The 25,211-nt window shown below is 54.2% G+C and carries 14 protein-coding genes; 12 read left to right on the forward strand and 2 right to left on the reverse strand.

Going from position 1 to position 25,211, the window contains the following annotated elements:
* Positions 1–202 precede the first annotated feature (202 nt).
* The gene (locus VEH04_13370) at positions 203–2,347 is read right to left on the reverse strand and encodes a GH32 C-terminal domain-containing protein (protein ID HYG23768.1); all 2,145 of its coding nucleotides are present in this window, start codon (positions 2,345–2,347) and stop codon (positions 203–205) included.
* 31 nt (positions 2,348–2,378) lie between these two features.
* Positions 2,379–3,683 carry an MFS transporter gene (locus tag VEH04_13375; protein HYG23769.1) on the reverse strand — a complete coding sequence of 435 codons (1,305 nt, stop codon included), beginning with the start codon at positions 3,681–3,683 and terminating at the stop codon, positions 2,379–2,381.
* Positions 3,684–4,248: 565 nt separating this feature from the next.
* Between VEH04_13375 and VEH04_13380 the strand changes: the two genes are divergently transcribed.
* The 12 genes from VEH04_13380 (at position 4,249) to VEH04_13435 (ending at position 25,020) form a co-directional block, all read left to right on the forward strand.
* Positions 4,249–5,796, forward strand: a complete 1,548-nt coding sequence (locus VEH04_13380; protein HYG23770.1) for an alpha-L-fucosidase — start codon at positions 4,249–4,251, stop codon at positions 5,794–5,796.
* 188 nt (positions 5,797–5,984) lie between these two features.
* Positions 5,985–7,784: a glycosyl hydrolase family 32 gene (locus VEH04_13385; protein HYG23771.1), complete on the forward strand. Its 1,800-nt coding sequence runs from the start codon at positions 5,985–5,987 to the stop codon at positions 7,782–7,784.
* A 184-nt stretch (positions 7,785–7,968) separates the two neighbouring features.
* Complete coding sequence (locus tag VEH04_13390; protein ID HYG23772.1) at positions 7,969–9,504, forward strand: glycoside hydrolase family 32 protein; 1,536 nt, start codon at positions 7,969–7,971, stop codon at positions 9,502–9,504.
* 47 nt (positions 9,505–9,551) lie between these two features.
* Positions 9,552–11,216 (forward strand): glycoside hydrolase family 32 protein, encoded by a 1,665-nt coding sequence (locus VEH04_13395; protein ID HYG23773.1) that lies wholly within the window; start codon positions 9,552–9,554, stop codon positions 11,214–11,216.
* Between the two features lie 239 nt (positions 11,217–11,455).
* The gene (locus tag VEH04_13400; GenBank protein HYG23774.1) at positions 11,456–12,184 is read left to right on the forward strand and encodes a GntR family transcriptional regulator; all 729 of its coding nucleotides are present in this window, start codon (positions 11,456–11,458) and stop codon (positions 12,182–12,184) included.
* 255 nt (positions 12,185–12,439) lie between these two features.
* Positions 12,440–17,908, forward strand: coding sequence for an autotransporter-associated beta strand repeat-containing protein (locus tag VEH04_13405; protein ID HYG23775.1), 5,469 nt, complete (start codon positions 12,440–12,442; stop codon positions 17,906–17,908).
* A 65-nt stretch (positions 17,909–17,973) separates the two neighbouring features.
* Positions 17,974–19,020 (forward strand): aldo/keto reductase, encoded by a 1,047-nt coding sequence (locus VEH04_13410; protein ID HYG23776.1) that lies wholly within the window; start codon positions 17,974–17,976, stop codon positions 19,018–19,020.
* 73 nt (positions 19,021–19,093) lie between these two features.
* The gene (locus tag VEH04_13415; protein ID HYG23777.1) at positions 19,094–19,918 is read left to right on the forward strand and encodes an amidohydrolase family protein; all 825 of its coding nucleotides are present in this window, start codon (positions 19,094–19,096) and stop codon (positions 19,916–19,918) included.
* Positions 19,915–20,934 (forward strand): zinc-binding alcohol dehydrogenase family protein, encoded by a 1,020-nt coding sequence (locus tag VEH04_13420; GenBank protein ID HYG23778.1) that lies wholly within the window; start codon positions 19,915–19,917, stop codon positions 20,932–20,934. Before VEH04_13415 ends, VEH04_13420 begins: the two co-directional genes overlap by 4 nt.
* Positions 20,935–20,958: 24 nt before the next feature.
* Positions 20,959–22,293 (forward strand): sugar MFS transporter, encoded by a 1,335-nt coding sequence (locus VEH04_13425; protein ID HYG23779.1) that lies wholly within the window; start codon positions 20,959–20,961, stop codon positions 22,291–22,293.
* A gap of 434 nt (positions 22,294–22,727) precedes the next feature.
* The gene (locus VEH04_13430; GenBank protein HYG23780.1) at positions 22,728–23,000 is read left to right on the forward strand and encodes a LuxR C-terminal-related transcriptional regulator; all 273 of its coding nucleotides are present in this window, start codon (positions 22,728–22,730) and stop codon (positions 22,998–23,000) included.
* 1,396 nt (positions 23,001–24,396) lie between these two features.
* Positions 24,397–25,020: a hypothetical protein gene (locus tag VEH04_13435; GenBank protein ID HYG23781.1), complete on the forward strand. Its 624-nt coding sequence runs from the start codon at positions 24,397–24,399 to the stop codon at positions 25,018–25,020.
* Positions 25,021–25,211: the final 191 nt, after the last annotated feature.

A 25,211-nucleotide genomic window follows, 5' to 3' on the forward strand; every position in this document is an offset into this window, starting at 1 on the left:
CCGTCCGGCACGAGCCAATTCGTAAAACGTGAGTGGAAGATTGACGGTATGACGGGACTCAACACGGGAATCAGCCGGGGCATTTCGGGCTGTTCACGACAATCGAGCAAATCCCGGATGGAAACGGGAAAGGCCGATTCGGTCCAGCATGAGCAGATCATCCGGGACTGTTCCGCTGCAACCGTTGTTGAACGAAAACTGCTCACTTGATCCAGATCGAATTCATTTCTGTTGCCCGGAGTGCAGTCACTTTTACGTCTGCCCCGCCACGAATCGTCAATCCCTTGTCCTTTGAGAAGATGTTGCCGGCGAACGCCATGGCGACTTCTCCATCATTCGCGAAAAGCTCCAGCACGCCTCGATCGATCAGAAGACGAAGACGCAAGACACCCCCCACAGGCCTGACGACCGCTTTTGTATCCTTGCAGGAAAGCTCGCCGGTTTCCGCGTCATAGCGGATGTCCATGCCGTGAACGGAGAGAGTGAACGGCTGGGACGGGTCCGTTGTGGCAGCGAGCTCGCAGTCGAGCAATTCCGGGTTTACTTTTTTCAGGAGCTCGTTGGCGGCCGCGATACTCAAATCCTTACCCGACTGCGACTTCCGTGAACGCAATTTCTCCAGCTCGCGGGCGGGTGAGAAGGTCATGCGAATGCCATGATCCGTCCGCCGCAATTTGAGTTCGAGCGGCACGGTCATCCCTTGTGAGAAAGGCATTCCGGGATAGTTTGCTCCGTTGAGCCAGCCGAGCATGACCCGCCGTTGTCCGGGCATTTCCTTGAAGCTTTGGCCGGCGTAGAACTGCGGACCCAGATGTCCCTCGATGATTTCCGTTTCGGGAGTGAACTTCGAGCCATTGAAGGAACCGATCATGTAAGAAGATTTGGAAGCGTAGCGATTGGTGGCCTCCTTTTTGGAACCGTAGAGGACCCATTTTCGGCTTGTCTCGCCTTCCACCGGCAGTTCGAAAAAGTCAGGGCAATCTTGGAAACCCTCGATCAGGTCGAGTTTGTGCCAGTTGGTGAGATTGGTGGATTCGTAAAACGCGTAGCCGAAAGAGGGCAGTTTGCGTTCGAACACAAGCATCAACCATTTGTTTTCCGGCTCGTAACGCATGACGTTGGGATCCCAGCCGCTGTGTTTGAGAACCGGATTTTGTGGAATATCGATGAGCGAGAGTGCACGACCGGTCCCATAAGCAATGCATTCGCCCCGGCCGATTCCAGTGTACGAGGCGATCAACACGTCCTCCTTGCCTTTGCCAAAACCCAAAGTGTTGCCGTAATCAACCAGTGCGCCGCCGGAATACGCGCCACCGGCGATTCCGTGCGGATAGAGCGCCGGCGGCAGTTCCGTCCACCGCAGCAGATCGCGGCTTACCGCGTGACCCCAGTGCATGTTGTTCCAGTCAATGCCGTACGGATTGTTCTGATAGAACATGTGATACTCGCCGTTGAAGAAGACGAGACCGTTCGGGTCGTTGTTGAAACCGCGGCGGACGGTGAAATGAAACTGGGGACGATTGGCTTCGCGATAAACATCGTTCGCTTCGATCGGGACGTCGCTTTGTCGCAAAAGGGTGGAGAACGGATCGGCGAATTCGGCGGGCAACTTGTCGCTCGTTCGAATCGTCAGCGTTTTGCCCAGGTAATCGCGCATATCGGAGAATGCCCACCAATCCGGTGTCAATCCAGAAGCGAGCTCGATTTCAAACTCGCGAACCATTTTTCCGTCCAGAATCATCTGCAACGGAACTTGGCGGGATTTGTTTTTAACCGGCAGCAACAGATAGCGCTTCTTGATGGTCAGATCGAAAGCAGGGCTTTTCAAAGGGGCATCCGTTTGAACGATGTCGTCGATCAAGATGTGCGCGGCGGAGTTAGTGGAGCGGTCAACAATTTCGAGCCGCGCGATTTTCCCTTGGAACTCGGCAACGCTCCAGTCGTCATGTCGCAGGATTTGCGAACGTCCGATCTTGCTCTTAAGTCCAGTGGCGCTGCGTACGGTCTTGCCGTCGACGAGAAGGTTGAAGGAAGTCTGGTCGGGGAGTTCCGCGCCGCCGATCAGAAATCGAATGTAAGCTCTCTCCAGTTTGAATTCCGGCGATTGCAAGCACCCGGTCGCCGCGTCTTCCGCCGCGCCAGAGTTGGCCAGCCGTCTGCCACCGAAGGATTTTATCCCCTTTTGCCCAGAGACCGCTCCGGCAGTGGGTCCAGAACCGAAGGCGGTGCCTTCAACGGTCCATTCGCCAAAGGATTCGTTCTCAAAATCGGCGATCGGAAGATTGTTCGGTGCGCCAAAACAAATGCACGCTGAGCACAGGGCGAAAAGCCAAAAAGGGCGATGCATAAATAATAAGATCGTGCGGGTTATGGGGACGTTATTCATTTTGGAAAATGGGACGGCGTGGATCGATCAATGCCCAACAGCCCACCCCAACAAGAAAGAGAAAACTCATGAGGTAGAGCGAAATATTCCAGTTCGCAAATTTTTGAACTGAGTAGGCGACAATTAGCGGACAGAGCAGACTTCCCACCTGGCCAGCGGTGTTCATCGCCGCGCTCACCACACCCGCATTATCTCCCCCGACGTCGATGCACGTGCCCCAGGCGGCAGCGAGCGTGAACATCGTGGCTCCAACCGCAAGCGCAATGAGCACCGCGGCCATAACCGGCGTCGGCGCTATTGTTGCGAACAAAAGTGCAATCGCGGCAACCAGATACCCGGCCGATCCTACGAGACAACGGCCGGCGCGCAATCCGTAACGCGCCGTGAGCCGATCCGTAACCACGCCGCCCAGCAGATCGCCAAAAACACTGACGAGCAGAGGCAGACCCGCGAAAAATCCCAACGCACTGGCGTTGAAACCATGGCGTTCCTGGAGATACGTCGGAAGCCAAGTGATGCAGAAGTAAAAGACAAAGCTGTTGGGGAAATACATTAGGCAAAGCGCCAACGTGTTTCGATTTCGGAAAAGCCGTTTCCAGTAGACCCAGCCCAGTTCGTGCGGAGCGGTCGGCTGGCGTTCGGAGGTGATCAGTTGCAACTCTCCGGAGCTTACCTCGGAGTGCTCCGCGGGATCGTCCCTAAACCAGCGATACCAAACCACAGCCCAGATAAATCCCAGCAGGCCGAAAACGACGAACACCATTCGCCAAGGCATGAATACAAGCAATGCGGTCACCAGCAGGGGAGTCAATCCACCGCTCAAGTGCGCACCGGCAAAAAAAATTCCCTGGATGGTTCCGCGTTCCCGTCGTGGAATCCAGCGGGCGAATGAACGCGCTACGCCCGGCCAGGCTCCAGCCTCTCCAGCTCCGAACAGGAATCGTACGAGTAGCAGGGACGCATAATTAAATGCAGCTCCGGTTGCGATGGTGAATGCCGACCACCAGACCACAATCCGCGTCAACATGGTGCGGGTGCCTTTGCGGTCAGCCCACCAGGCGCTCGGGATTTCGAATAGCGCGTAAGCCAGGGCGAACGAGCTGAACACGTAACCCATCTGAACCTTTGAGAGATTCAGGTCCGCCATGATTTCGGGCGCCATTCTCGAAATGGCCACGCGGTCCAGATAAGTGACGACGCCAAGAAGAATCGTCAAGCCGACTACCTTGTAGCGAGTCCGGCTTTGTGGCAGGTCCGAGCTCTTCGACGGATCTGTTGAGTGACGCAGGCTCAACACAGAGCGACGAAAGTTGACCGGAATTCAGTCCGAAACAAGTTCATGCAGGCAAAGCACATATCTGATATATCAAGTTGTAAGATTCCTGGATGCGGCTGCGCAAGGATAATTTCATTCGGCTTTTGCAGGTTGTGCAAAGATAACGAGTTTCACGGCGCAAGTTCTTCCTTCCAAAATCTCGAATCGCACGCAGCCTGTTCCAATCATCAGCAAGCCTCGACCGTAAGGAAAATTTCAGTTGTGCAGAAAACATATACGATATATCAAATGGGACATCCCTATGCATTCGGAATGCTGGACTTCGTCCGGCGCGGCGGTTCGGCCGTAGCATTGAATATGAGACATTCGGTTTCGTCAGACATGCGCCCGCGGCGCACGCTAGATCTTTTAATATGAAGTTGAATCAATGTTGCGCCTACTCCCCCGCGACCATGCACACCCGCGTTGATTGAACTTGCATCCTTTACCCCGATTTCGCGGAGAGTGCGAAGGATTGAAGTGAAGCCGGGAACCACTTTGAGCCTTGCGAAAGGCCGATTCCAAAAAATAAAGACCGATACGTTTTATGATCGAATGCCAACGAAGTTTGATTCTTATGGCCCTGTTGACGATGAGCTGCGGGTTTGGTGTGGGAGCGGTGGATACGGCTCCGCTGCTCGGCCAAAAACGGATCAGCCAAGCCGAGGAAACGGGATTGCAGGAAAAATATTCCGGCTATCGCAGAGTCGATGATGATTATGTTCACGCGGGCGAAGCTGCCTTGGAGCGCTGGATGGATTGGAAATGGGGACTGCGAATCCATTGGGGTTTATACACTCTTTATGCTGGCGACAAACCTTGGAGCGGCGAATCGTGGATAATTCCCAAGTTCCATTCGGACGACAAGGAATGGCAGAAGAAATATTATACGTCGTATCAGGATTTCAATCCGCAAGGGTTCGATGCGGACGAATGGATGCGGATCATGCAGCAGGGCGGCATGAAATATTTTTCTTTCACCACCAAGCATCACGATGGCTTCTGTCTGTGGCCGACGAAGACTCTGCAAAAAGGATTTCGCAGGCTGGCGGATGGTTCTTTCGAGGACGTCACGAATCATTTCAGCGTGGCGGAAACACCCTTCAAGCGGGACGTTGTAGGGGAGTTGGTTAAAGCCGGGCGCGCTCACGGACTCGGGGTGAGTCTTTATTATTCCCACATCGACTGGCACGACTGGGATTTTGCGTGGGATCATCGCAATTACTGGTACGACACGAATTTCACCAAGGTTTCAGATCCCGCACGCTGGGCCGCCTTCATCCAGAAGGAGCGTGATCAGGTTACTGAGCTCCTGACATGGTATGGTCCGATCGACACGCTGTGCTTTGACATCAGTTGGGGCGAGGCAAAGGAGAAGGCGTTCAGCATTGCCAAGCTTTCCCGTGATCTTCAACCGAACACACTGCTGCGCAATCGTGGCACTGAAATGTATGGCGATTACAGCACACCAGAGGGGGAGATTCCGGCCGACCCCAACGAAATGAAAATGCCGTGGCAGGTGATTTATCCGTGCGGGAGCGGCGCCTCGTACCGCCTGAATGATAATTACAAGCCCAAGGAATGGGTTTTGGAGAGCCTGATCGATATTGTGGCCAAGGGTGGGAATTTCCAGGTCGGCTTTGGTCCCGACGCCAATGGCAGGTGGCCCCAGCAAATGATTGACCGTTTGAACTACGTCGGAGACTGGCTCGAGGTGAATGGTGAAAGCATCTTTGCCACGCGTCCTTACCTTCGTTATCACGAAGGCAGCGATTTGAGGTTCACGCGGACGAAGGACAAAAAATTCGTGTACATTCTTAGCTTGGTCTGGCCGGGGGAAAAACTGAAATCGCGGATGGTCAAAGCCAAAGCCGGCACGGCGATTCGCCTGCTTGGTTATGACCAAGACTTGGTTTGGCGGCAGCAGGACGACACGCTTATCATAGATATCCCGAAGAAGCTGCAGTCCGAATCAAATCGTCCCGCACAACAGGCATACGCCTTCAAGGTTGAATCTAAAGCCTGGGATGAATTCGCCGAAAGCTTGCCGGTTGAACCTCCACTGCCGTCGAAGGATAAGAAATCTTCACCGTAGTGACTGGCTGGCTTCCATGGAGCTCTGCTGTGAAATTGACATCCGCCAAACGCGGTTGCCGTTGCCGCATTTAAAAGAGCGGGCGTATCGCCGTAACTTTTGGCTTGGCATGCTCGTCCTGCTTTGTAAATATCCGATATATCAAGAATCCATTGAAACTCCCTTCTGATAAATTCATGCGAAACGGAATGTTAAATACCATCGGACTTGAAGCCAAAGTGCGAGATCGTGATGCTGGTTCACGGCTCGTTGGCAATCTGAAACTGCGGCTGCTGGCGCTCGTATCTGTGGGAATCCTCACCGGGACTGTCCCGGCAGCCGAGCCGCGCGTGGGCGAGGTTCTATACAATGGGATTCAATTACCCGAACAATGGCCGCCGACCACACCCATACCGGGCCGAAAGGTTCGGCCGGTGCCTTACCTGTCAAATCGCCCCGCAGTTGTGCCAATTGATGTCGGGCGCCAGTTGTTTGTGGACGATTTTTTGATTGAGAGCAGTACCCTCAAGCGCGAATGGCATTATCCAGAACGCTATGAAGGGAATCCGATTCTCAAGGCTGAAACTCCAACTGAGTTGAATAACGGAAAGTTGCCTTTGGCTGCGATGATCAGTGACGGCGTCTGTTACGATCCCGAAGCGCGCGAATTCAAGATGTGGTACCAGGCGGGATGGCGCGATGGCACCATGATTGCCACCAGCAAGGATGGATTGAAGTGGACACGTCCCGAAACAGATATTGAACCTGGTAACAATCGTGTGCTGCCTTCGAGAGGCCGGTTGGTGCGTCACGGCACCAGCATCGTTCGCGATCCTTATACCAAGGACCCATCCCAGCGCTTCAAATTAACAGTCTTCGAAAACCACATTCGAAAGACGTCGGCTTATGCGTCGGGGGATGGTATCCACTGGGACTTCAAAGGACATCTGCCGGAATGCGGTGACAACACCACATTTTTTTATAATCCATTTCGCAAGAAATGGGTGTTCAGTGTTCGATTGTATCGCGATGGCCGCTCCCGCAACTATGTTGAGTGCGACGACTTTTTTACTGGCATGAATTGGGATAAGGAAAAGGAATCCCCCTGGGCGCATCCCGATGTTCTCGATCTGCCTGATCCCCTGGTGGCATCCTACCGACCCACACCTGAAATGATCGCGGCGGAGGCGGTCTCCTCGAATCGCCCCGTCGCTGAGTTGACCGAGCACTATGCAAAGTTGTACGGCGACCCCGTGCATTTATACAATCTCGATGCGATGCCTTATGAAAGCATCATGATTGGTGTGTGGGGATTGCTGAAAGGCCCTATGACTTCCCGGGCTTGGAACAAGCATGATATTGGCAAGATCATTGATCTGTACGCCGCGTACAGCCGTGATGGATTTCATTGGGATCGACCGGATCGGACGCCCTTCCTGGCTTCGACCCGAAAGCCAGGTGATTGGGACCGGAGCTATCTGCATTCCGGCGTTGGCATCTGCACGGTCGTCGGCGATAAATTGTATTTCTACTACAGCGGCTGGTCTGCGGAAGGAACGAATGGCGTCCCAGCCACCTACGCAGGCGGTGCAAATGGTGTGGCGTTCCTGCGCCGCGACGGTTTTGCGTCAATGAACGCCGACACGAAAGAAGGAACGTTGACCACGCGCCCGGTGACATTCAAGGGTAAGCATATGTTTGTGAATGTGAATGCGCCCAAGGGTGAACTGAAGGTGGAGGTCCTCGATGAAGCAGGGAAAGTTATTGCGCCGTTCTCCGCCCGGAATTGCACTACTCTTAAGGGCGACCGGACCAAATTGCAGGTAGCTTGGAAAGGCGCGGATGATCTGTCCAGGCTCAGCGGTAAGAAGGTGCGCTTCCGTTTTACTCTGCAGCAGGGCGAACTGTATTCATTCTGGGTGACGCCCGATGCAACCGGCGCGAGCCATGGCTACGTGGCTGCTGGCGGGCCTGATTTCCCGGGGCCGGTTGACACGGTTGGAAAATGATTCACCAACGTTGAGCATTGCACGCTCCGCAGAGGGGGCTCTTCTGCGGAGCTGCCCGAACCGTTGAAAAGGCCGCGATGCCGGGTGTTCGTCGAAACCGGAGCAGGTCGGCACGTAACTTCCAGATGGCGGCAATGTTTTCTGCAGCAGATTTGAAAAGTTGAAGCAAACAACCAGCTAATTTATGAAGACATTCTGTGCATCGGCGATGGTTCTGACGGCATACCTTGCGATATCTTCTCTCGTTTCGGGACAAACTGCGGTCGCGCCAAAGGTGGAAAAGAACGCTCCCCATCCATCGTTTGATATCTCTCCGGAAGAGGCCGCCGCGAATCAGCATTATAATCAACCGCTGCGGCCGCAATTTCATTACACCCCCATTCAGGGATTCGTGGGCGATGCCACGGGGCTTATTTATGACAACGGCACGTACCATCTGTTCTACATGTCGGACAAGTGGGAGCGGCGGAAGAATCGCAACAAACGGTGGGGTTACGCCACCAGCTCGGACTTGTTGCATTGGAGTGAGAAGCCTTCCGTTCTCGATCCGATCCACGACAACAAACCTGGCAGCGGCAGCGGCATTGTGGATTGGGACAACACTCTGGGACTGCAAACCGGCAGGCAAAAAACGCTGGTGGTTTATTACACTGATTACAAGACCGGAAGCTGTATTCTGTACAGCACCAATGGCGGTGTGACATGGACACGACATCCGCAGAATCCAGTATTGCCGCGCATCGCGAGCAACGATCGAGATCCGACAGTCTTCTGGCATCCACAAACAAAGCAATGGCGGATGATCCGGCACGAAGAACCCTTCAACGGCGACGGCAAGACCGGCTTTGTGTTCTTCGGATCGACCAACCTTCTTGATTGGACCTTTCTCAGCCGAATCGGTGATTTCAATGAATGCGCTGATTTTTTCGAACTGCCTGTCCGGGGTGGTCGGCGGGGGGAGAAAAAGTGGGTGCTGATGGACGCTGGCTACAATTACAAGCTCGGGTCCTTTGACGGCACCGAGTTCAAGCCCGAGTCTGAAAAGCTGCGGGCTGATTATGGCGCCGCCAAGTTCGCCTATGCGCCTCAAACCTGGAAGAAAACACGGGATGGCAAAACCCCGCCGATTCAAATGGGTTTTCTTCATTATCCAAAAGGGGCGGATCTCATGCCTATGCGGCTTGTCTGGCACGGACAGATGACCTTTCCATGCGAGATCACGCTTAAACAGTTTGCTGAAGGTCCGCGGATCTGCCGGGAACCGATCAAGGCGATTGAGAAGCTTTATGGGGAGAAAAGGTCCTGGCGCAACCTGATGCTTAAACCCGGTGAGAATCCCCTGGCGGATTTGACTGGGGACACGTTGGATATTCGCATGGAGATCGAACTGGACGAAGCCGCCGAGATTATTTTTAACGTGCGTGGTGAATTGATCCGATACTCAAGGGCTCGCCATCTTTTGGAAATTGGAACCTCCAAGATTCCGCTTCGGCTCGCTGGAAAAACTCTTCGTTTGCGGGTTCTGCTGGACCGTGCCTCTATTGAAGTGTTTGCAGATGAGAATCAGGTCTCATTTTCAAAAGCTGTCTTCTTTGATGCAGCACAAAGAGATTTCAGTCTGTCCGCTGAAAAGGGCGGGGCTCAGTTGAAATCTCTTACCGCCCATCAAATCAAGTCCATTTGGGACGAGAATGCTAAGGTCGCTTCCGCGAAGCGCTGAAATACAGGCCAGCGAATGCTGGTTTAAGAACCCGTCAAAATCCGCCCATGACAAAACATAAAAGATTCCTGCTTCTGTGCATCCGGACCGCAGCCGCGTTTTTATTCGCCGCTGGAACAACCACGGCCTTCGCACAGGGAACCAGCACGAATCTCACTTCTCGTGTGCCGAGGTTTACTTTCGGACAAACACTTGAGGAGCAGAAGGCTCAACTTAAAACCAACTCACTGTTGCGGCGGTTTGCCGAATCACGGGAAAAGTTGTCCAGTGATCCGCATCGTCCGTTCTATCATTACGTGAACCCCGAGGCTCGCTTGAACGATCCGAACGGGCTTTCATTTTGGCGGGGCCGCTGGCATCTCTTTTATCAGGCATATCCGCCCGAAGACACCCGCCAGCATTGGGGCCACGCCGTCAGCGAGGATCTCATTCACTGGCGTGATCTGCCTTACGCCATTTACCCGAACCCGGAAGAGAAATCCTTTTCCGGGGCAATTTTGATTGAAGAGGATCGCGCGATTGCGATGTACCACGGAACAGCGGTCGGCAACATCGTTGCTGTCTCATCGGATCCATTGCTGTTGAACTGGGAGAAGCTCACAGGAGCGGCAGTGATACCCCGGAGGAAGCCGGGTGAGCCGGCGCAGCCGTATAATGTGTATGATCCCTGCATTTGGAAAAAGGATGGGATGTATTATTCGATTTCCGGCAGCACCATGCCCACTGGCCCCGCTCGAAAGCCGCTTCCAGCACAATATCTTTTCCGTTCCATAGACCTTGTAAAATGGGAATACCTGCACCAGTTCGTGGAGGATGATCGCTTCACCATGGTGGGCGATGACGGAGCGTGTCCCTATTTCTGGCCGATTGGGGACCGTCATATCTTACTTTTCTTCAGTCACATGAGCGGCGGCCAATATCTTATCGGTGATTACGACAAGCAACGAGACAAGTTTATTGCGACGTCTCATGCGAAATTCAATTTTGGTCCCTCCACACCTGGCGGAGTCCACGCGCCCTCTGCGTTTCCGGACGGCAAAGGAGGCGTGATCACGATCTTCAACGTCAATCCCGCGAAATCCACGCCGGGCTGGAATCAGCTGATGACGCTGCCCCGACGGTTGACGCTCGCCTCAAAGGACGTCTTGGAGGTCGAGCCGGCCGGCGACATTGAATCGCTTCGCTACGGTCATCGCCGCGTGGAGAATGTTTCTCTGCCGGCAAATCAGGAGATTGTTCTCACAAATATCCACGGCAATGCCGCGGAATACATTCTTGAGATCGAGCCCAGTCATGCACCGTTGGTTGAGTTGAATGTGTTGAGATCACCTGGCAAGGAAGAGTACACGCGGATCGCGTTTTTCCGGAATCGTGGTTACGTCATCAGCCGGGCTCGAACTGGGGATTCGTTCCAAAGCTCGGTCAGCCTTGATACTTCGTATTCATCCGAACTCGACTCAGCCACATCGCGCGCTCCCGAAACCGCGCAGATTGCCATTGCACGCGATGAGCCGCTAAAGCTCCGCGTGTTCGTCGACAAGAGCATCGTCGAAGTTTTCATCAATGGTAAGCAGTGCGTTGCCGCCCGGGTGTATCCCGGGCGTTCTGACAGTGTCGGCGTGTCGCTGCGAAGCCAGGGTCGGAATTCGATGCTCAAATCGTTTGACGCCTGGCAGATGAAGTCGATCTATGAAACGGCGAAGAATCGGTGAACTTTGGATGCTGTCCCGGACGCGCTGGATCGCGTGACCGCCGGTGCTGCGACTGAGGCCGTGAATTCGTCTGCCGCGCTGCACAAACGCGACTGTCGGCCAGAAACAGTTCGTTTTGAATCTGGTTACTTTAATATTCCTTTTTCACCTCGCGATTCTCCGCTTTTTTTGTCAAGCGTCATCGTTTTGACCGGCCTTTATTCTTGTATTTAAAACGGCGTGCGATAGATATACCGCACATGCAAGATAGCTTCCAGACTCTCAAGGCTCAGGTTTACCAAACCTTGCGGCGCGAGATTCTGTCCGGCACCACTCCCCCCGGCACCCGGCTCGTGAGACGAACCTTGAGCCTTCGCTTGGGCGTCAGTCCCATTCCAGTCATCGAGGCCCTGCATCAGCTGGAAAAGGACGGATTGGTGGAGAGTCAACCCATGTACGGTCATCGGGTCCGGGCTTTGAGTGTGGATGCCGCCCGGAATGATCATGTTTTGCGCGAAGCGATTGAATGTCAGGCAGCGCGCTTATGTGCCCAGAATGCTTCCGACAAACAGCTCGAGACGTTGGAACGACAGGCGGTGGAATTGGATAAAATTCTGAAGGGCGATCCGGAGGGTGCCACTCCCGCCGAAGAACACCTTGAATTTCATTTAGGCGTGGCGCGAGCGACGGGCTATAGCGGGTTGGTGGACGCACTGCAGAACCTATGGTTTCGGCGCTTGATGGTTTTCAACACGGTCAATGCAGCCGCATTGGGGATTCCGCGAAACTGGCACGGCCAGTTGGTCAAGGCATTGGCCACTCGCGACCCCGATGTCGCAGAGCGAGCCATGCGGGAGCATGTGCAGTTCAACGTTGCGCAACAGATGAAGATGCTGGAATCGAGCCGTGTAACTGAGCCGGTCAAAGACACTGCTTCCCCCTCCAAGAACGGCAGCAAAAAATCCGTTCGAAAGACTTCCAAGGTCTAGCCCGCCTCCTGGCGTTCAGTCTCCCGTTTCCTTCTAGACTCATAGTACGAAACTGAAGATGCCGGGGAGGCCATTCCGGTCAAAGCCCCCGACATTTGATCATTCGCCTTGCCTTTGAGGGCATCTGGTATTAACGATATATCAGATATTGGTTTGGCTATTGGGGTAGCCTGCATCGTCGAGAATCGTTCTCAGCGTGAATGAGATGATCGCGGAACCAACCTGTCATACCGTGAAAACAATGAGAGCCACAGAATGAAGCACTCGGAAATTCAACAAATATTCGCTGATCTGCGTTACCGCGTGTTGTCGGCCCTGATTTGGGTTTCTCTGATGTGGTTCGATTTGCCCGCTCAAGGGGCTAGCTATTACGTTGACGCGACGAATGGCTCCGACAGTAATCCCGGCACAATCTCGGCGCCGTATCAGACGTTGTTTCGCGGCACGCTGCTTCTTTCTCCGGGGGATACTCTTTACATTCGAGGCGGCGTATACCGGGAAATACTTCAGCCCACACGATCTGGAACCGCGGCTTTACCGATTGTTATAACTGCATATTCGAACGAAGTGGTGACGGTGACTGGAGCGGATGTAGTGACCAACTGGACATCGTATTCCAACGGCATTTACCAGGCGACGGTTGATTGGGATTTGGGTGAAGCTCGCAACCAGGTGCTCGTGGATGGCGAGATGATGCACCAGGCGCGATTCCCGAATTTTGGTGACGGCGATCTGCTTCATCCGGCAGTGACGACGGCGACGATTGGATCACCGAACAACGTCGTAACATCCCCGGATTGGGCGGGTAAGCCAGCAAACTTCTGGGCGGGTGCCCGAATGCTGGGCGGCTTTGGCAGCGCATGGGCGCATCAGACCGCCATTGTCGGAAGTTCCTCCGGAAACAGCCTGACTATGTCCAATGGAACCATGAGTGGCCAGTGGTTCACCGGCAGCGGACCTGCTTACCTGTTCGGATTGATGAGCCTGCTCGATTCCGACAAGGAATGGCATCTGGATCCGGTGGCTGACATTCTCTACCTGCGAATTCCGAACGGTCAGGATCCCAACTTGCATCTAGTGGAAGTGAAGCGCCGGGTTTGGACGGTGAGCTTTGCCAACGTGAATTACGTGAAGGTGCAGGGTTTAAGGTTGCGCGTCGGCGGCGTGCAGATGGCGCGGGGATACGGTCTCGCGCTCATTGATTGCGACGCACGGTTTCTGAGCCACTACCTCAAGTTTTCCGTCGGCGATGCCGGAGACATCCAGAACGCATGGGACCGTGGAATTTACATCGCCAGCACCAATAGTGTGCTGGAGCGTTGCACGATCTACGACACCGCGAGTTCGGGGGTCTATATTCAGGGCATGAGCAATGTGCTGACAAGGAACTTCATCTACAACGTCAGCTACACCGGCGTCAACGGCGCGGGTATGAACATCCGTGGTCGACGCCATCTGATTACCTTCAACACCATCAGCAATGCCGGGTGGGCTGGATTCGCTCCCGCCAACGATAGCCAGACCGGACACAAGATCCTGTACAACGATGTGACGCGAGTAGCGGAAGTCACGAAGGATACCGGCGTCTTTTATGCGGCATCCGGCAGCAATACCGAACGAACGCGGCTGGCTTACAACTGGTTTCATGACGTGTTTCCCTGGCGGCAATCCGGAGTGCTCATTTACCTCGATGGGACGTGTGTAAACAACGATATCGACCATAACGTGTTGTGGAACGAGATCGGTCGTGATGCCATTCAAGTGGCTTCAAATTCGAAGAACGACAACTTTTTCAATAACACCATTTTCAATGCCCGGCCTCTCGCAATTGGATCTCCGCTCATTGTGCTCAGCAATAATCTTTATCTCGCGTGGGCGCCCGAAGCGCAATTGATGGATTGGCAGAATCACGATTTTCGATTGAAACCTGGGGCGACCTCAATTGATGCAGGCATTGTGATCCCGGGATATTCCGACGGCTACAAGGGCGCGAAACCGGATCTTGGAGCTTACGAAACCGGCGGACCTTACTGGGTTCCCGGTATCCACGGTTGGAGTCTCGAACAGCCAGGAATCCGCACTGATCGTGCCCGGAGCTGGAGCGGGACTGATGCAAGCGTGCAGGGAACGTTGATCTCCGCCGGCACAGCTCCAACGACGGTGAATTTGTATTGGGGCGAAGCGGACGGCGGGACCAATGTTGCGGCCTGGGCGAATGTTGCCACCGTCGGAGTTTTCGCGACGAACCCGGCGGTGCTGGTGGAATCCATCAACGGGCTCGTTCCCGGAAGTGATTACTCATATCGATTCTACGCATCGAACGCACATGGCCATTATTGGGGTCATACGCGAAATTTTAAAGCCGGGGGTGGCGCTTGGATTTCGGATGCCAATTCGGCGTGGGGCGATAGCACGCGTTGGGAGAGCGGTTCAATACCTAATGGCACTGGCACCTTCGCCGATTTCAGCACCATTGATATCACAGCGGACCGCGTCATCGATCTTGAACTCTCCAGAACGGTCGGCGGAATTGGTTTCAACGATTTGATTCCCGGCCATTCCTGGACGGTTTCAGGGGGCGAAACCCTCTATCTTTCAACGCGCAATCCTATGCAGCCTCCGGTGATTGAAGTGCAAAACACCTCGGTTTACTTCGGCGCGCCGCTGGGGGGTGATGACGGTCTTGAAAAGATTGGGTCTGGTTCACTGTCGTTGGCCGCGGGGAATGGTTACGAGGGCCCGACGCTAGTCAGAGGCGGAAGTCTGCTTGTGAATGGTTCCATCAGCAACAGCCCAGTCCGTGTGGCTGCAAAGGCGGTACTCGGCGGCGCCGGATGGATCGCCGGCGTGGTCACTGCTGACGACGGGAGCGTCCTGTCACCGGGAACAAACGGGATTGGTTCTGCAGGTACCTTGACGGTGAACCACCTTGCCTTGGACGGCGCGACGCTTCTATACAACCTGGCGAGCAGAACCAACGCCGGGGCAGGAGTGAACGATTTGATACGACTTCAATCCGGTGGAGTGTTGACATTGACTCCAACCAACGGGGGCATCGTTCGTCCGGTAACATTCCTGGCTCATATGTTGAACGGTTACCTCACGAATCGCACTTACATGGTGATCAGCAATGCTTCATCAATCGTCGGTGACGTTTCTACCCTGTTTTCAGCGCCGGGATTGTCGGCGCGCTTTTACACCAACAGCGGCGCGGGCCCCTATCACGTGTTCATGGCTGTTTCGAATGTCGTGGGGCGCGACCTTGTCTGGCGGGGAACAGCGGGCTCCGCCTGGAACATTGGCGTCACTTCAAACTGGCTGGAAAGCATCTCGGAATCAGCCAGCGCCTTCAATCAGAAGGACCGCGTCCTGTTTGATGACGGCGCTTCAAACTTTGTCGTCAACGTCGTGGGAACTCTTTCGCCTCTATCTGTCACCGTTGAGAATTCAATTTCCAACTACATTATTGGCGGAGGTGGAAAAATCACTGGCGCCGGTTCCTTCACAAAGTCGGGAACCGGCACGTTGACCTTGAATCTCGCCACTGATTATACCGGAGCGACACGCATTGAAAATGGAACGGTGATTGCCGGAACCCATAACGTGTTCCCGCCGAACACGGCGTTGTTCCTCGGACAAAGCGATTCCAACCGGCACTCCGTGGCGGCCTTGGATCTGACTTCAGCGAGCCAGACCGTCGGCTCTCTCGGAATCGCTTCGCTGCGTTTGACGGCCATGGTCAATACCAGCCCGGATTATGTGGATTCAACGCGCATAACAAATCAGATCGTGATCGGAGCAGGGCGCACTCTGACAGTGAATGGAAGTGTGGTGATCGGAGACTCGGCTTTGCCACATTACCTGGCCAGCTTCACATCGATTCGGGGGGCAGGTGCGTTTAACGTGCAGACAGCCGGCGGCGTGTTTCAGGTTAATGGGAACGATTATCCCGGCAGCGCCGGCGCAACGCGCACTTACCTCGACATGTCCGGCCTGGCCACCGCTAACATCAACCTTGGGAATGGCACGTTTTATCTTGGCGATCGGTCGACTGCTGGCGACGGCAACAGCGCCACCGTATTGACCCTCGCGAGCAATACGACCATCACCGCGGGAATCTTCAACATCGGGAACAGCCAGCGCGCGAAGCCGCATCTATTGAAACTCGGCAGCGGCAGCAATGTTTTTAACGTGGATACGCTGCAGTTGGGTGTGACCCGCGACTCAGGCCAGGTCTCGTTCAATACGGCGGGCGGAACGTTCACATTGCGCGCCGCAAACGGCAGCGGTAGGGCAGCGCTCACGGTTGGTCCCAACGTCGGTACTACTTATGGCGCATCAAATCAGTTTATGAACTTGAAGGATCATCATGTGGATCTCCTGCTGAGCACACTACGTGTGGGTGAAGACAACCGCGGCAGCAGTGGCAGTTCCTATTCATCGAATTACTTTGGATTTTCCAGCGGCGTCCTTGACACAACAGCTTTGAGAGTGGGCAATCGTTCTGGGAACCCAAACAGCACTCCGGCTCGATGGTTCAATGTATTGGACATCGACGGCGGCACTGTGAGTATTGGCTCCAGCGGGATTGTCATGGGCACCGGCTTCGGTTCCAACGGTCCTCTTTCGACCAATGCCGCAGCGTTGAACATCACCGGCGGCACTGTCTCGGTGGGGAATGATATTGTGCTGGCGACGCAAAATTCTGCCGCCGGTCATAACACCCTGGTCAGCACCCTCAACGTATCCGGAGGAACGCTCGTCGTGAATGGAGACATCCTCTGCGGCATCGGCGCGGCGAACCCTGCTCCGCGTTTAGCCAGTCTGAATCTTAATCATCCCGATTCGGTTCTAAACCTCACCGGGCACGCGATTGGGGGCACGGACAACATCAGCAGCAATGCCATTCGCCTGATCGATCAATTGTATTTTCAGTCCGGCACGCTGCAGAACGTCGGACAGATCAATGGCGGCGCCGAGCTCGTGAAACAGGGCGCGGGCAGGCTCACCATTGCCGGGAACAATTCCTACACAGGTGAAACCGTTGTCAGCAACGGAACCTTAAACGTGTCGGGAATCATCGGAGCTTCAAGTGCGGTGAGGGCGTTGACCGATTCGTCCCTGACCGGCGATGGGTTGATCCAGAGCCCGGTCACGATCAACGGAACGTTATCTCCGGGCAGTTCAGTGGGAGCTCTGAGAATCAATAATTTACTCACACTTGGCGCGGGCAGCACGACCTTGATGGAACTGGACTCCGCCGCCAACACCAACGATTCAATTCGCGCTCTTACGCAGGTCTCGTATGGCGGAACGTTGATTGTGACGAACCTGAGTGGGGAGTTGACTGACGGAAAGGTATTCATGCTGTTTGAAGCGGCGGCCCGCAGCGGAGCATTTGATGCAATCAATCTGCCGGTGCTTCCGGAGGGTTTGATCTGGACGAACAGACTTTTCGTGGACGGGAGTATCGCGATTACACGTTTACCCCTGTTGCGGCCATTCATATCCGGATCGCGTTTATTGGGGACCAATTTGGAAATCACCGGAACGGGTGGGACCCCCAATGGTTCCTATCGAGTAATCTCGTCGACGAACCTGGCTCTGCCTCTGATCTTTTGGACGCCCGTGATCGAGAGTCGTTTCACTCCAGGTGGAGACTTTTCAAATTCAATTCCCCTGAACCCAAGTTCGCCCTCAATGTTTCTCCAGCTTGATCAATGAAGTTAGTAACTGATTCGACCCCCGATAAGGAACAAGGGAATCCTCTGAGCTTGTACTCCGCAACGATGACCGCGTCCGAACCGAGAGTTCTCGGAAAAACAGGATTGCGTCTTCCGCGTATTGTTTTTGGTACCAGCTGCCTGGGAAATCTCTTTCAAGTGATCCAGGATGATACCAGACATGCGATTGTCAGTGAGGTGGTCCGGCACTCCATCCCTGCCGTTTTTGACTCCGCTGGAAAGTATGGCGCCGGTCTCGCCCTTGAAGTGCTCGGAGATTCGCTGAGAAAGTTGCACGTTCCCCCAGCACGGGTGCTGATCAGCAACAAGCTTGGCTGGTACCGCGTTCCACTTAGAGAAGGGCAGCCCACCTTTGAACCAGGCGTGTGGGCGGACCTCAGGCACGACGCCGAACTGCGGATCAGCTATGAAGGTATCATTCAATGCTTTGAACAGGGGTGTGCGCTAATCGGACCCGGCTACACATCCCGGATGGTTTCAGTTCACGATCCAGATCAGTTTCTCGACGGCGCAAAGACCCCTTGGGAACGAACCCAACGATTCAAAAGTCTGGTTGATGCGTATCGCGCACTATTCGAGTTGAAGGCAAAGGGAAATGTCGATGCCGTCGGTATTGGTTCCAAAAACTGGCGCGTCATTCGCGAGGTATCCGAACGGGTAGATCTCGATTGGGTGATGCTGGCTTGCAGCCTCACTCTTTTTTCGCACCCCCGCGAGCTGTTGGATTTTGTGTCACACCTCCATTCGCGAGGAGTAGGAGTTATCAACTCAGCGGTATTCCACAGTGGATTCTTAACCGGCGGTGCGTGGTTCGATTATCGCAAACCCAGCCTTCATGACGACTCCCACTTATATGTTTGGCGTGACAGTTTTTTCCGGGTTTGCAGAAGGTTTGGCGTTCGCCCCGCAGATGCGTGTGTGCAATTTGGCTTGGCACTGCCGGGTGTAATTGCAGTGGCCCTCAACACCGGAAAGCCGGAGCGCATTAAAGATAATATTCAAACGGCCACACAGGAGATTCCTTCCCGCTTCTGGCGGACCTTGAAGGAAGAGGGGTTGGTAGACAGAGATTATCCCTTCGCTTCGTTTTGACTTTTAGTGCGATCGAATGAACCAGCCCGTCGAAACTTCCATTCTTCAGCCTCGTATGCAGTGAGTGCCCGATATGAGGATCGATTCTCACCAACATTTCTGGCGGTACAATTCCACCGAATACGAGTGGATAGGGGACGACAAGAAGCCGATCCAACGGGACTTCTTACCGGAGCATCTGCTTGCCGAAATTGCGGCCGTGAAATTGGATGGCGTGATTTCGGTCCAGGCGCGGCAAACTCGCGAAGAGACGCAGTGGTTACTCGATCTTGCGACACGGTACCATTTCATCAAAGGCGTTGTGGGCTGGGCCGATTTGGTTTCGACCCGGATTGATTCTGAATTGGAGATCATTGCCGCGCATCCCAAGCTGAAAGCGATCCGTCACGTCGTTCAGTGCGAACCGGAGGGGTTTCTTCTGCGTGCGGATTTCAATCGCGGTATCCGCGAACTTAGGAAGTACGACCTGGTCTACGATATTCTGATCTTCTCCCGCCACCTTCCAAACGCCATCACGCTTGTCGATGCGCATCCGAATCAAATCTTCGTGCTTAACCACCTGGCTAAGCCCTCTATCGCGAAAAGTGATTTCGAGCTTTGGGACAAACATCTGCGCGATCTGGCAAAGCGGCCAAACGTGTATTGCAAAGTCTCAGGAATGGTAACCGAAGGAGATTTCGGAGATCAGGCAGAAATCCAGCTTCGATCTTTTTTCGATGTGGCTGCGGAAGCATTCGGGCCAAAGCGATTGTTGTTTGGATCCGATTGGCCTGTCTGCCTCCTGGCGTGCAGTTATCCTCGTTGGCACGGGATTGTCTCGAACTGGGTCGATGGGTTCACGAGCACTGAAAAAAGCCGCATTTTTGGCGAGACGGCGACGGAGGTCTACCGATTATGAAGGCCCTCGTGATTTCGGAGCCGGGCAGAACCGGCTATGTGGAGATTCCCCAACCAAAGCTGGCCCGCGGGGAGGTGCTGTTACAGGTTAAGAGATTGGGCTTTTGTGGATCGGACCTCAATGCCTTCCGTGGTGTCAACCCATTGGTGACCTATCCACGCATTCCAGGCCATGAAGTCGCCGGCCTGATCGCTGAAGTGGGAACGGAGGTTCCCGCTACATTCAAAGTTGGTCAATCAACTACTGTTTTGCCCTACAGCAGTTGCGGAGCATGCGTTCCGTGCAAAGCCGGGCGGGTAAACTCCTGCAGGAATAATGAAACCCTCGGCGTCCAAAGAGACGGAGCGTTCACCGAATTTATCGCCGTGCCCTGGCAGAGTTTAGTCGGTTCTGAGCGGCTTACACTTGCCGAACACGCTCTTGTCGAGCCGTTGAGTGTGGGCTTTCACGCTGTAGAACGCGGATGTGTAAACCGTTGCGATACCGTGACGGTCTTTGGCTGTGGCATGATCGGTCTTGGCGCCATCAGCGGCGCAGCAGGGGTGGCTGGCGCCCGGGTCATCGCAGTCGATATCGATGACTCCAAACTCGAATTGGCCAGAACGGCAGGTGCGGTTGAGACAATCAATTCCCGGATTGAGAATCTGCCGGAAAGGCTTCAGGCGTTAACCGGCCGGGAAGGTCCCAATGTTGTGATTGAAGCAGTCGGATCGCCCGAAACGTTCCGGGCAGCCGTCGATGAAGTCTCCTTTGCAGGCCGCGTCGTTTATATTGGTTATGCGAAGGAACCTGTCACCTATCAAACAAAGGCTTTTGTGATGAAGGAACTCGATATTCGGGGTTCTCGAAATGCGACCATCAAGGACTTTGCCGACGTGATCAAAGTTCTCGAATCCCAGGGCTATCCTGTAAATGAGACCATCACCCGTTCTGTCCCTTTTGCTGAGGCGGGCGATGCGCTTGCAAAGTGGAGGGACAATCCGAGCCTTGTAACGAAGCTTCACGTCGTGTTATAGGCCGATTCAAAGAGCGATCTACTTATGAAAAGCAACGGAAAGCTGTCGAAAAAGGGTATGTTCGTCACGAGCGATGGCAGAAACGTATTTCTTACGTTCGTATTGATTAGCTCACTCTTTCTTCTTTGGGGCTTTTGTAATGGCATGATCGATGTCATGGACAAGCACTTTCAGGAGGAGCTTGGCCTGACGCTATCACAGTCGGCATGGGTCCAGTTTGCTCATTATCTCGGCTATTTCTTAATGGCTGTCCCTGCTGGGTGGCTGGCAACCAGGCTGGGTTACAAGGGCGGCATAATTGTTGGCCTGCTGATGGTTGCAGCAGGAGGCTTTTGGTTTATCCCGGCTTCGAAGATCGCTGAATTCTGGGCGTTTCTTTTTGGCGTTTGTTTGATAGCCGCCGGATTGACGTTCTTGGAAACGATCGCAAATCCGTATACGACCGTGCTTGGAGATAAAAAATTCGCCGCCACGCGTATTAATCTAGCGCAATCCTGCAACGGAATAGGTTGGATTTTCGGACCGATCGCCGGGGGGATGTTCTTCTATGGCAAAGATGCCGCCGGCAAGAGCACCGGGAGCGAAACCCTGTGGATTCCGTACGCCGGAGTGGGTGTGGTAGTCCTCATTCTGGCCCTCGTCTTCTATTTTGCCAGCGTACCCGACATCAGGGCGGAAGACGAATACCATCTGGACGATGCTTCTCCTGGCATTTCGCGTTCGATATGGTTACATCCGCATTTCGTTATGGCCGTCTTCGCCCAGTTTTTCTACGTGGCTGCACAGTCCGGTATTTTCAGTTTCTTTATCAATTACATGACTTCGCAGACGCCAGACATTCCGCCTGCGTGGAACGCAGGCAGAATTTCCGGTTGGTTCGAGAAAAATGAGGTTGGCGCTCTCAGCCTGAGCGACAGGGGTGCAGCCAATCTCGCGTCATTCGGGTTCGTTTGCTTTCTCGTGGGACGCTTTTCTGGCGCCATATTGCTCAAGAGGTTTCCGGCTCACAGAATTTTAAGTCTCTATGGAATACTGAATGTCCTGGCGTGCTTGTTGGTGTTTAGCAAGCTTGGCTGGCTATCCGTTGCAAGTGTGTTTATCAGCTACTTTTTCATGTCGATTATGTTCCCGACGATCTTCGCTCTAGGAATTCATGGTTTGGGTTCCCGCGCAAAACGGGCATCGTCATATATCGTTATGGCAATCATGGGGGGAGCGCTGTTGCCAAAGCTGATGGGACATATTGCGGATCGTTCCGATATGTCACGTGGGTTCATTGTTCCGCTCGTGTGCTTTATGATTGTAGCGGCCTATGGGCTCCTGTGGCCCCAATTGAGCAGGACCAAGACCGCTAAATGAGAACAAAGGATGCGCGATGTGGCCGCGCAGGCAGTCCAACGTTTTCGGCGGCCATGCTAAGCCGCTCACCGGACACGCGCCTCTGCACTAACCGTTGCCGTTGCACAAAAGCCAATCTTCAATGAACTGACACCAGCTGTCAGATATGCAAACGTCGCGACTCTTTCAGCATAGGCTCCCAAAACATTATTTAACATACATAGGAGACCAATTGTGGGACCTCGGCTTTACAGTTGCAGAGTTGACAGGAACTCGGTGAGCACTTCCACGGTTCTTTCAGTTCGTCGTGATGGAGATTGTGACCGGCCCCGTCGATGTGGACGAGCTTGCCCTTCTGCATCACGTTCGCTGCCTCAAGATGCGCTTTGCGCTGCGTTGCACGCACGAAGACCTCGTCGCTGGCCGTCCGCGAGGCTCGGCTTGGTGGCGTGCCCATGCCACGCGAGATCGCCCGCAAAGTCATCGCCGCTTTTGGGCAACCCTTTGCCGCCGCTGCAGAAGTCGAAGACCTGCGTCCCAGTGAAAGGAAAATCATGGAACTCCTCGCCCATGGCCTCACAAACAAGGAAATCGCGAATCGCCTCGGCCTGGGCGCCGGCACCGTTCGCTGGCATCTCGAAAATATTTACGGCAAACTCCAAGTCAGTTCCCGCACGGAAGCAGTGATCAGATTTCATTCCGCGAATTCCGCCGCCTCGGACGTCTGACCCCGAAAAACCGATGAAGACAACTGGCGCTCGGCATCAGGAAGCAGGAGATCTCGACCCCAGATTCACTACAGCTGTGTTGACAGCTCTCGAGGCCAAGAATTGGCGGTAAAGGGCCGCTCACAAGCGCTCGTTCTCGCCTTCTCCTGGTCACGACATCATCATCTCAGGACTCAGCCAAATAGTGTCCGTTACCACCACAGCATCAGTGCTACAACAGGTTATGCCGAATGAAACCTGCGTTACGGCTGCAAGGATCGATTTTCACGTCTGCAATCGAGCGCCTGCCGAATCGTTTCTTCTCGTAGATTGTTTCAGAGTTTGAACCGCACTGGCCGAAGACGCGTGAAAGAAGGTCTCGTCAAAGCATCGCCGGCTGACCGAGCATCCCAAGACGGACGAGAAAGGCTCACAAGGTTTTATCGAATGCTTCGGCGTTCCCTCGGGCTGGGCGAGCCGGTTCGACTTTAGGTTTTGCTCGCCAAAACATTCGGGAATGTCCTCCGATCTTTGAAAGATCGAAGAAAAGATGGGAGATGAGACAAAAAGATAGGTCGGGGCTCCAGGCGGATAGGAAACATGTCTACGCGTTAAGAGAATGTCACAATTCGATGGAATTTCCGGCAACATGATTAGGGAAAGCCGCTGAGTGATAAGAGGATGTTGTTTAAAGATAGGTTTTTGGATTGGAGCGATAGGATTCGCAGCAAAAAGATAGGAAATCGCCTGCGAAAGGCGGAATCCAGGTTAAAAAGATAGGTTTAAGCCCTAACCCGAAGAAATTTGCTTCAGAAAGACGGCCGCAGCGGCTTGAGAGACCGGTTTCGCGACAAGGATGCCGGAATTTGCCCAGGACCAATGCACATTCCGATCCGGTGCTGGAAACATAACAATGCTCGGTGCGACTGATGCGGAAAGAGTTGCCGTCACCGGGGAGAATTGTGCCGGACCACTGCTGGACTTCCGCGTTTCAATATCATGTCCAGGTCATCGCTTCTCGGCCTGCGTGTTTACGGTCCCTCCAGTCCCGCGCCATTTGACACGTGACGTTCAAAAGAAGCGAATCCCAATCCCACGTTGTTGACCGTGACCTTCCCCACAATGGGTAGTTATTAATAAGATTGTTAATCCTCTGTATTTCGCCGGTTCAATGGCGATTGCACGGAGCGTCAGCCTCTGAACCGGCGCCGTTTGATGCCGCGACTAAGCGGTCAGTGGCCTTGGCATTGCTAGTGCTGAGGGCAATGACTTAACCGGAGCCAACCCGCTTCGGTTTAGAAAGAAAGTTATGGAAATCGAAAACACACCGGTGGCTACTGAGTTGTCTCCGGAATTGAAAGCAACAGTTAAAAGCAAATCATCTGGCCCCTTATCAAGGGCCCAGGCATACGGGCTGATGCTTGCCGATACAGTCGGCGCAGCAGCGCAACACGAGGCCTACGCGATGGCGCTGGCCGGGCGCGACATCACTTCGGAACATACAAGAAAGTTTCTGAAGTTGATCGAGGCCGCCCGTGAAGGGGCGACGGTCGTAGTTGTGAGCACGACGTTGCGGCGTGTGGCTGTGTCGAATGAAGCAGCTGCGCGCAAGAATCTGGCGGCCATGGTCCGCGAGATCCAGAAGGCGGCCAAGCAGAAGTATGCCCGCACCAATCGGTTGCTGCTTGAGGATTACCTCATCAGCAAGAAGTGGAATACGGACACAGCCAGCCTGGCGCAGGCATCGCAAACGGTGCTGGATCGCGCGTCGCAGGACACGCTGCCGGGGATCAATGTCCGGCTGAAGGAGTTCCACAAAGTGCGGGAGGAATGGGTCGCAGCGTCGGTGGCTGTGGCGGAAGCAAAGACAGCGCTTGCGAACGGCCGCACGGAACTCGCGAAAACCTTGCAGGCCGTGGATGACCAACGTTTCGCAATCCAGACGGCGGCCGACACGGAATGGCCGCACACAGACGAATCCAACCGCACGACCCGAATAGCGTTTGGACTGAATCCGACACGTGCGATGAAGGGAATGTAAAATGCGGATGGCTGCCGAACAGGCGCTTTGGAATTCCAAGGCGCCTGTTTCTTCGTAAGCGGTAAGGCGTGGGCGTTGCACTATAGGGACAACTTTCGCCGAGAACAAAGCAAGATATGTGGTGTGATCTCTGTTGCGAAAAGTCCCGGCCATCCCTATGAATGCTGACCTCGGTTAAAGCAAAACCACCC

The sequence above is a fragment of the Verrucomicrobiia bacterium genome (genome assembly GCA_035629175.1).
In the GTDB taxonomy this organism is placed as follows: Bacteria; Verrucomicrobiota; Verrucomicrobiia; order Limisphaerales; family DASXHY01; genus DASXHY01.

Bases quoted from the DNA above. Each gene is read 5' to 3' on its own strand.
- VEH04_13400 (HYG23774.1), top strand. From the start codon at position 11,456: ATGCAAGATAGCTTCCAGACTCTCAAGGCTCAGGTTTACCAAACCTTG.
- VEH04_13420 (HYG23778.1), top strand. From the start codon at position 19,915: ATGAAGGCCCTCGTGATTTCGGAGCCGGGCAGAACCGGCTATGTGGAG.
- VEH04_13415 (HYG23777.1), top strand. From the start codon at position 19,094: ATGAGGATCGATTCTCACCAACATTTCTGGCGGTACAATTCCACCGAA.
- VEH04_13425 (HYG23779.1), top strand. From the start codon at position 20,959: ATGAAAAGCAACGGAAAGCTGTCGAAAAAGGGTATGTTCGTCACGAGC.
- VEH04_13395 (HYG23773.1), top strand. From the start codon at position 9,552: ATGACAAAACATAAAAGATTCCTGCTTCTGTGCATCCGGACCGCAGCC.
- VEH04_13435 (HYG23781.1), top strand. From the start codon at position 24,397: ATGCTTGCCGATACAGTCGGCGCAGCAGCGCAACACGAGGCCTACGCG.
- VEH04_13380 (HYG23770.1), top strand. From the start codon at position 4,249: ATGATCGAATGCCAACGAAGTTTGATTCTTATGGCCCTGTTGACGATG.
- VEH04_13385 (HYG23771.1), top strand. From the start codon at position 5,985: ATGTTAAATACCATCGGACTTGAAGCCAAAGTGCGAGATCGTGATGCT.
- VEH04_13390 (HYG23772.1), top strand. From the start codon at position 7,969: ATGAAGACATTCTGTGCATCGGCGATGGTTCTGACGGCATACCTTGCG.
- VEH04_13430 (HYG23780.1), top strand. From the start codon at position 22,728: ATGCCACGCGAGATCGCCCGCAAAGTCATCGCCGCTTTTGGGCAACCC.
- VEH04_13410 (HYG23776.1), top strand. From the start codon at position 17,974: ATGACCGCGTCCGAACCGAGAGTTCTCGGAAAAACAGGATTGCGTCTT.
- VEH04_13370 (HYG23768.1), bottom strand. From the start codon at position 2,347: ATGCATCGCCCTTTTTGGCTTTTCGCCCTGTGCTCAGCGTGCATTTGT.
- VEH04_13405 (HYG23775.1), top strand. From the start codon at position 12,440: ATGAAGCACTCGGAAATTCAACAAATATTCGCTGATCTGCGTTACCGC.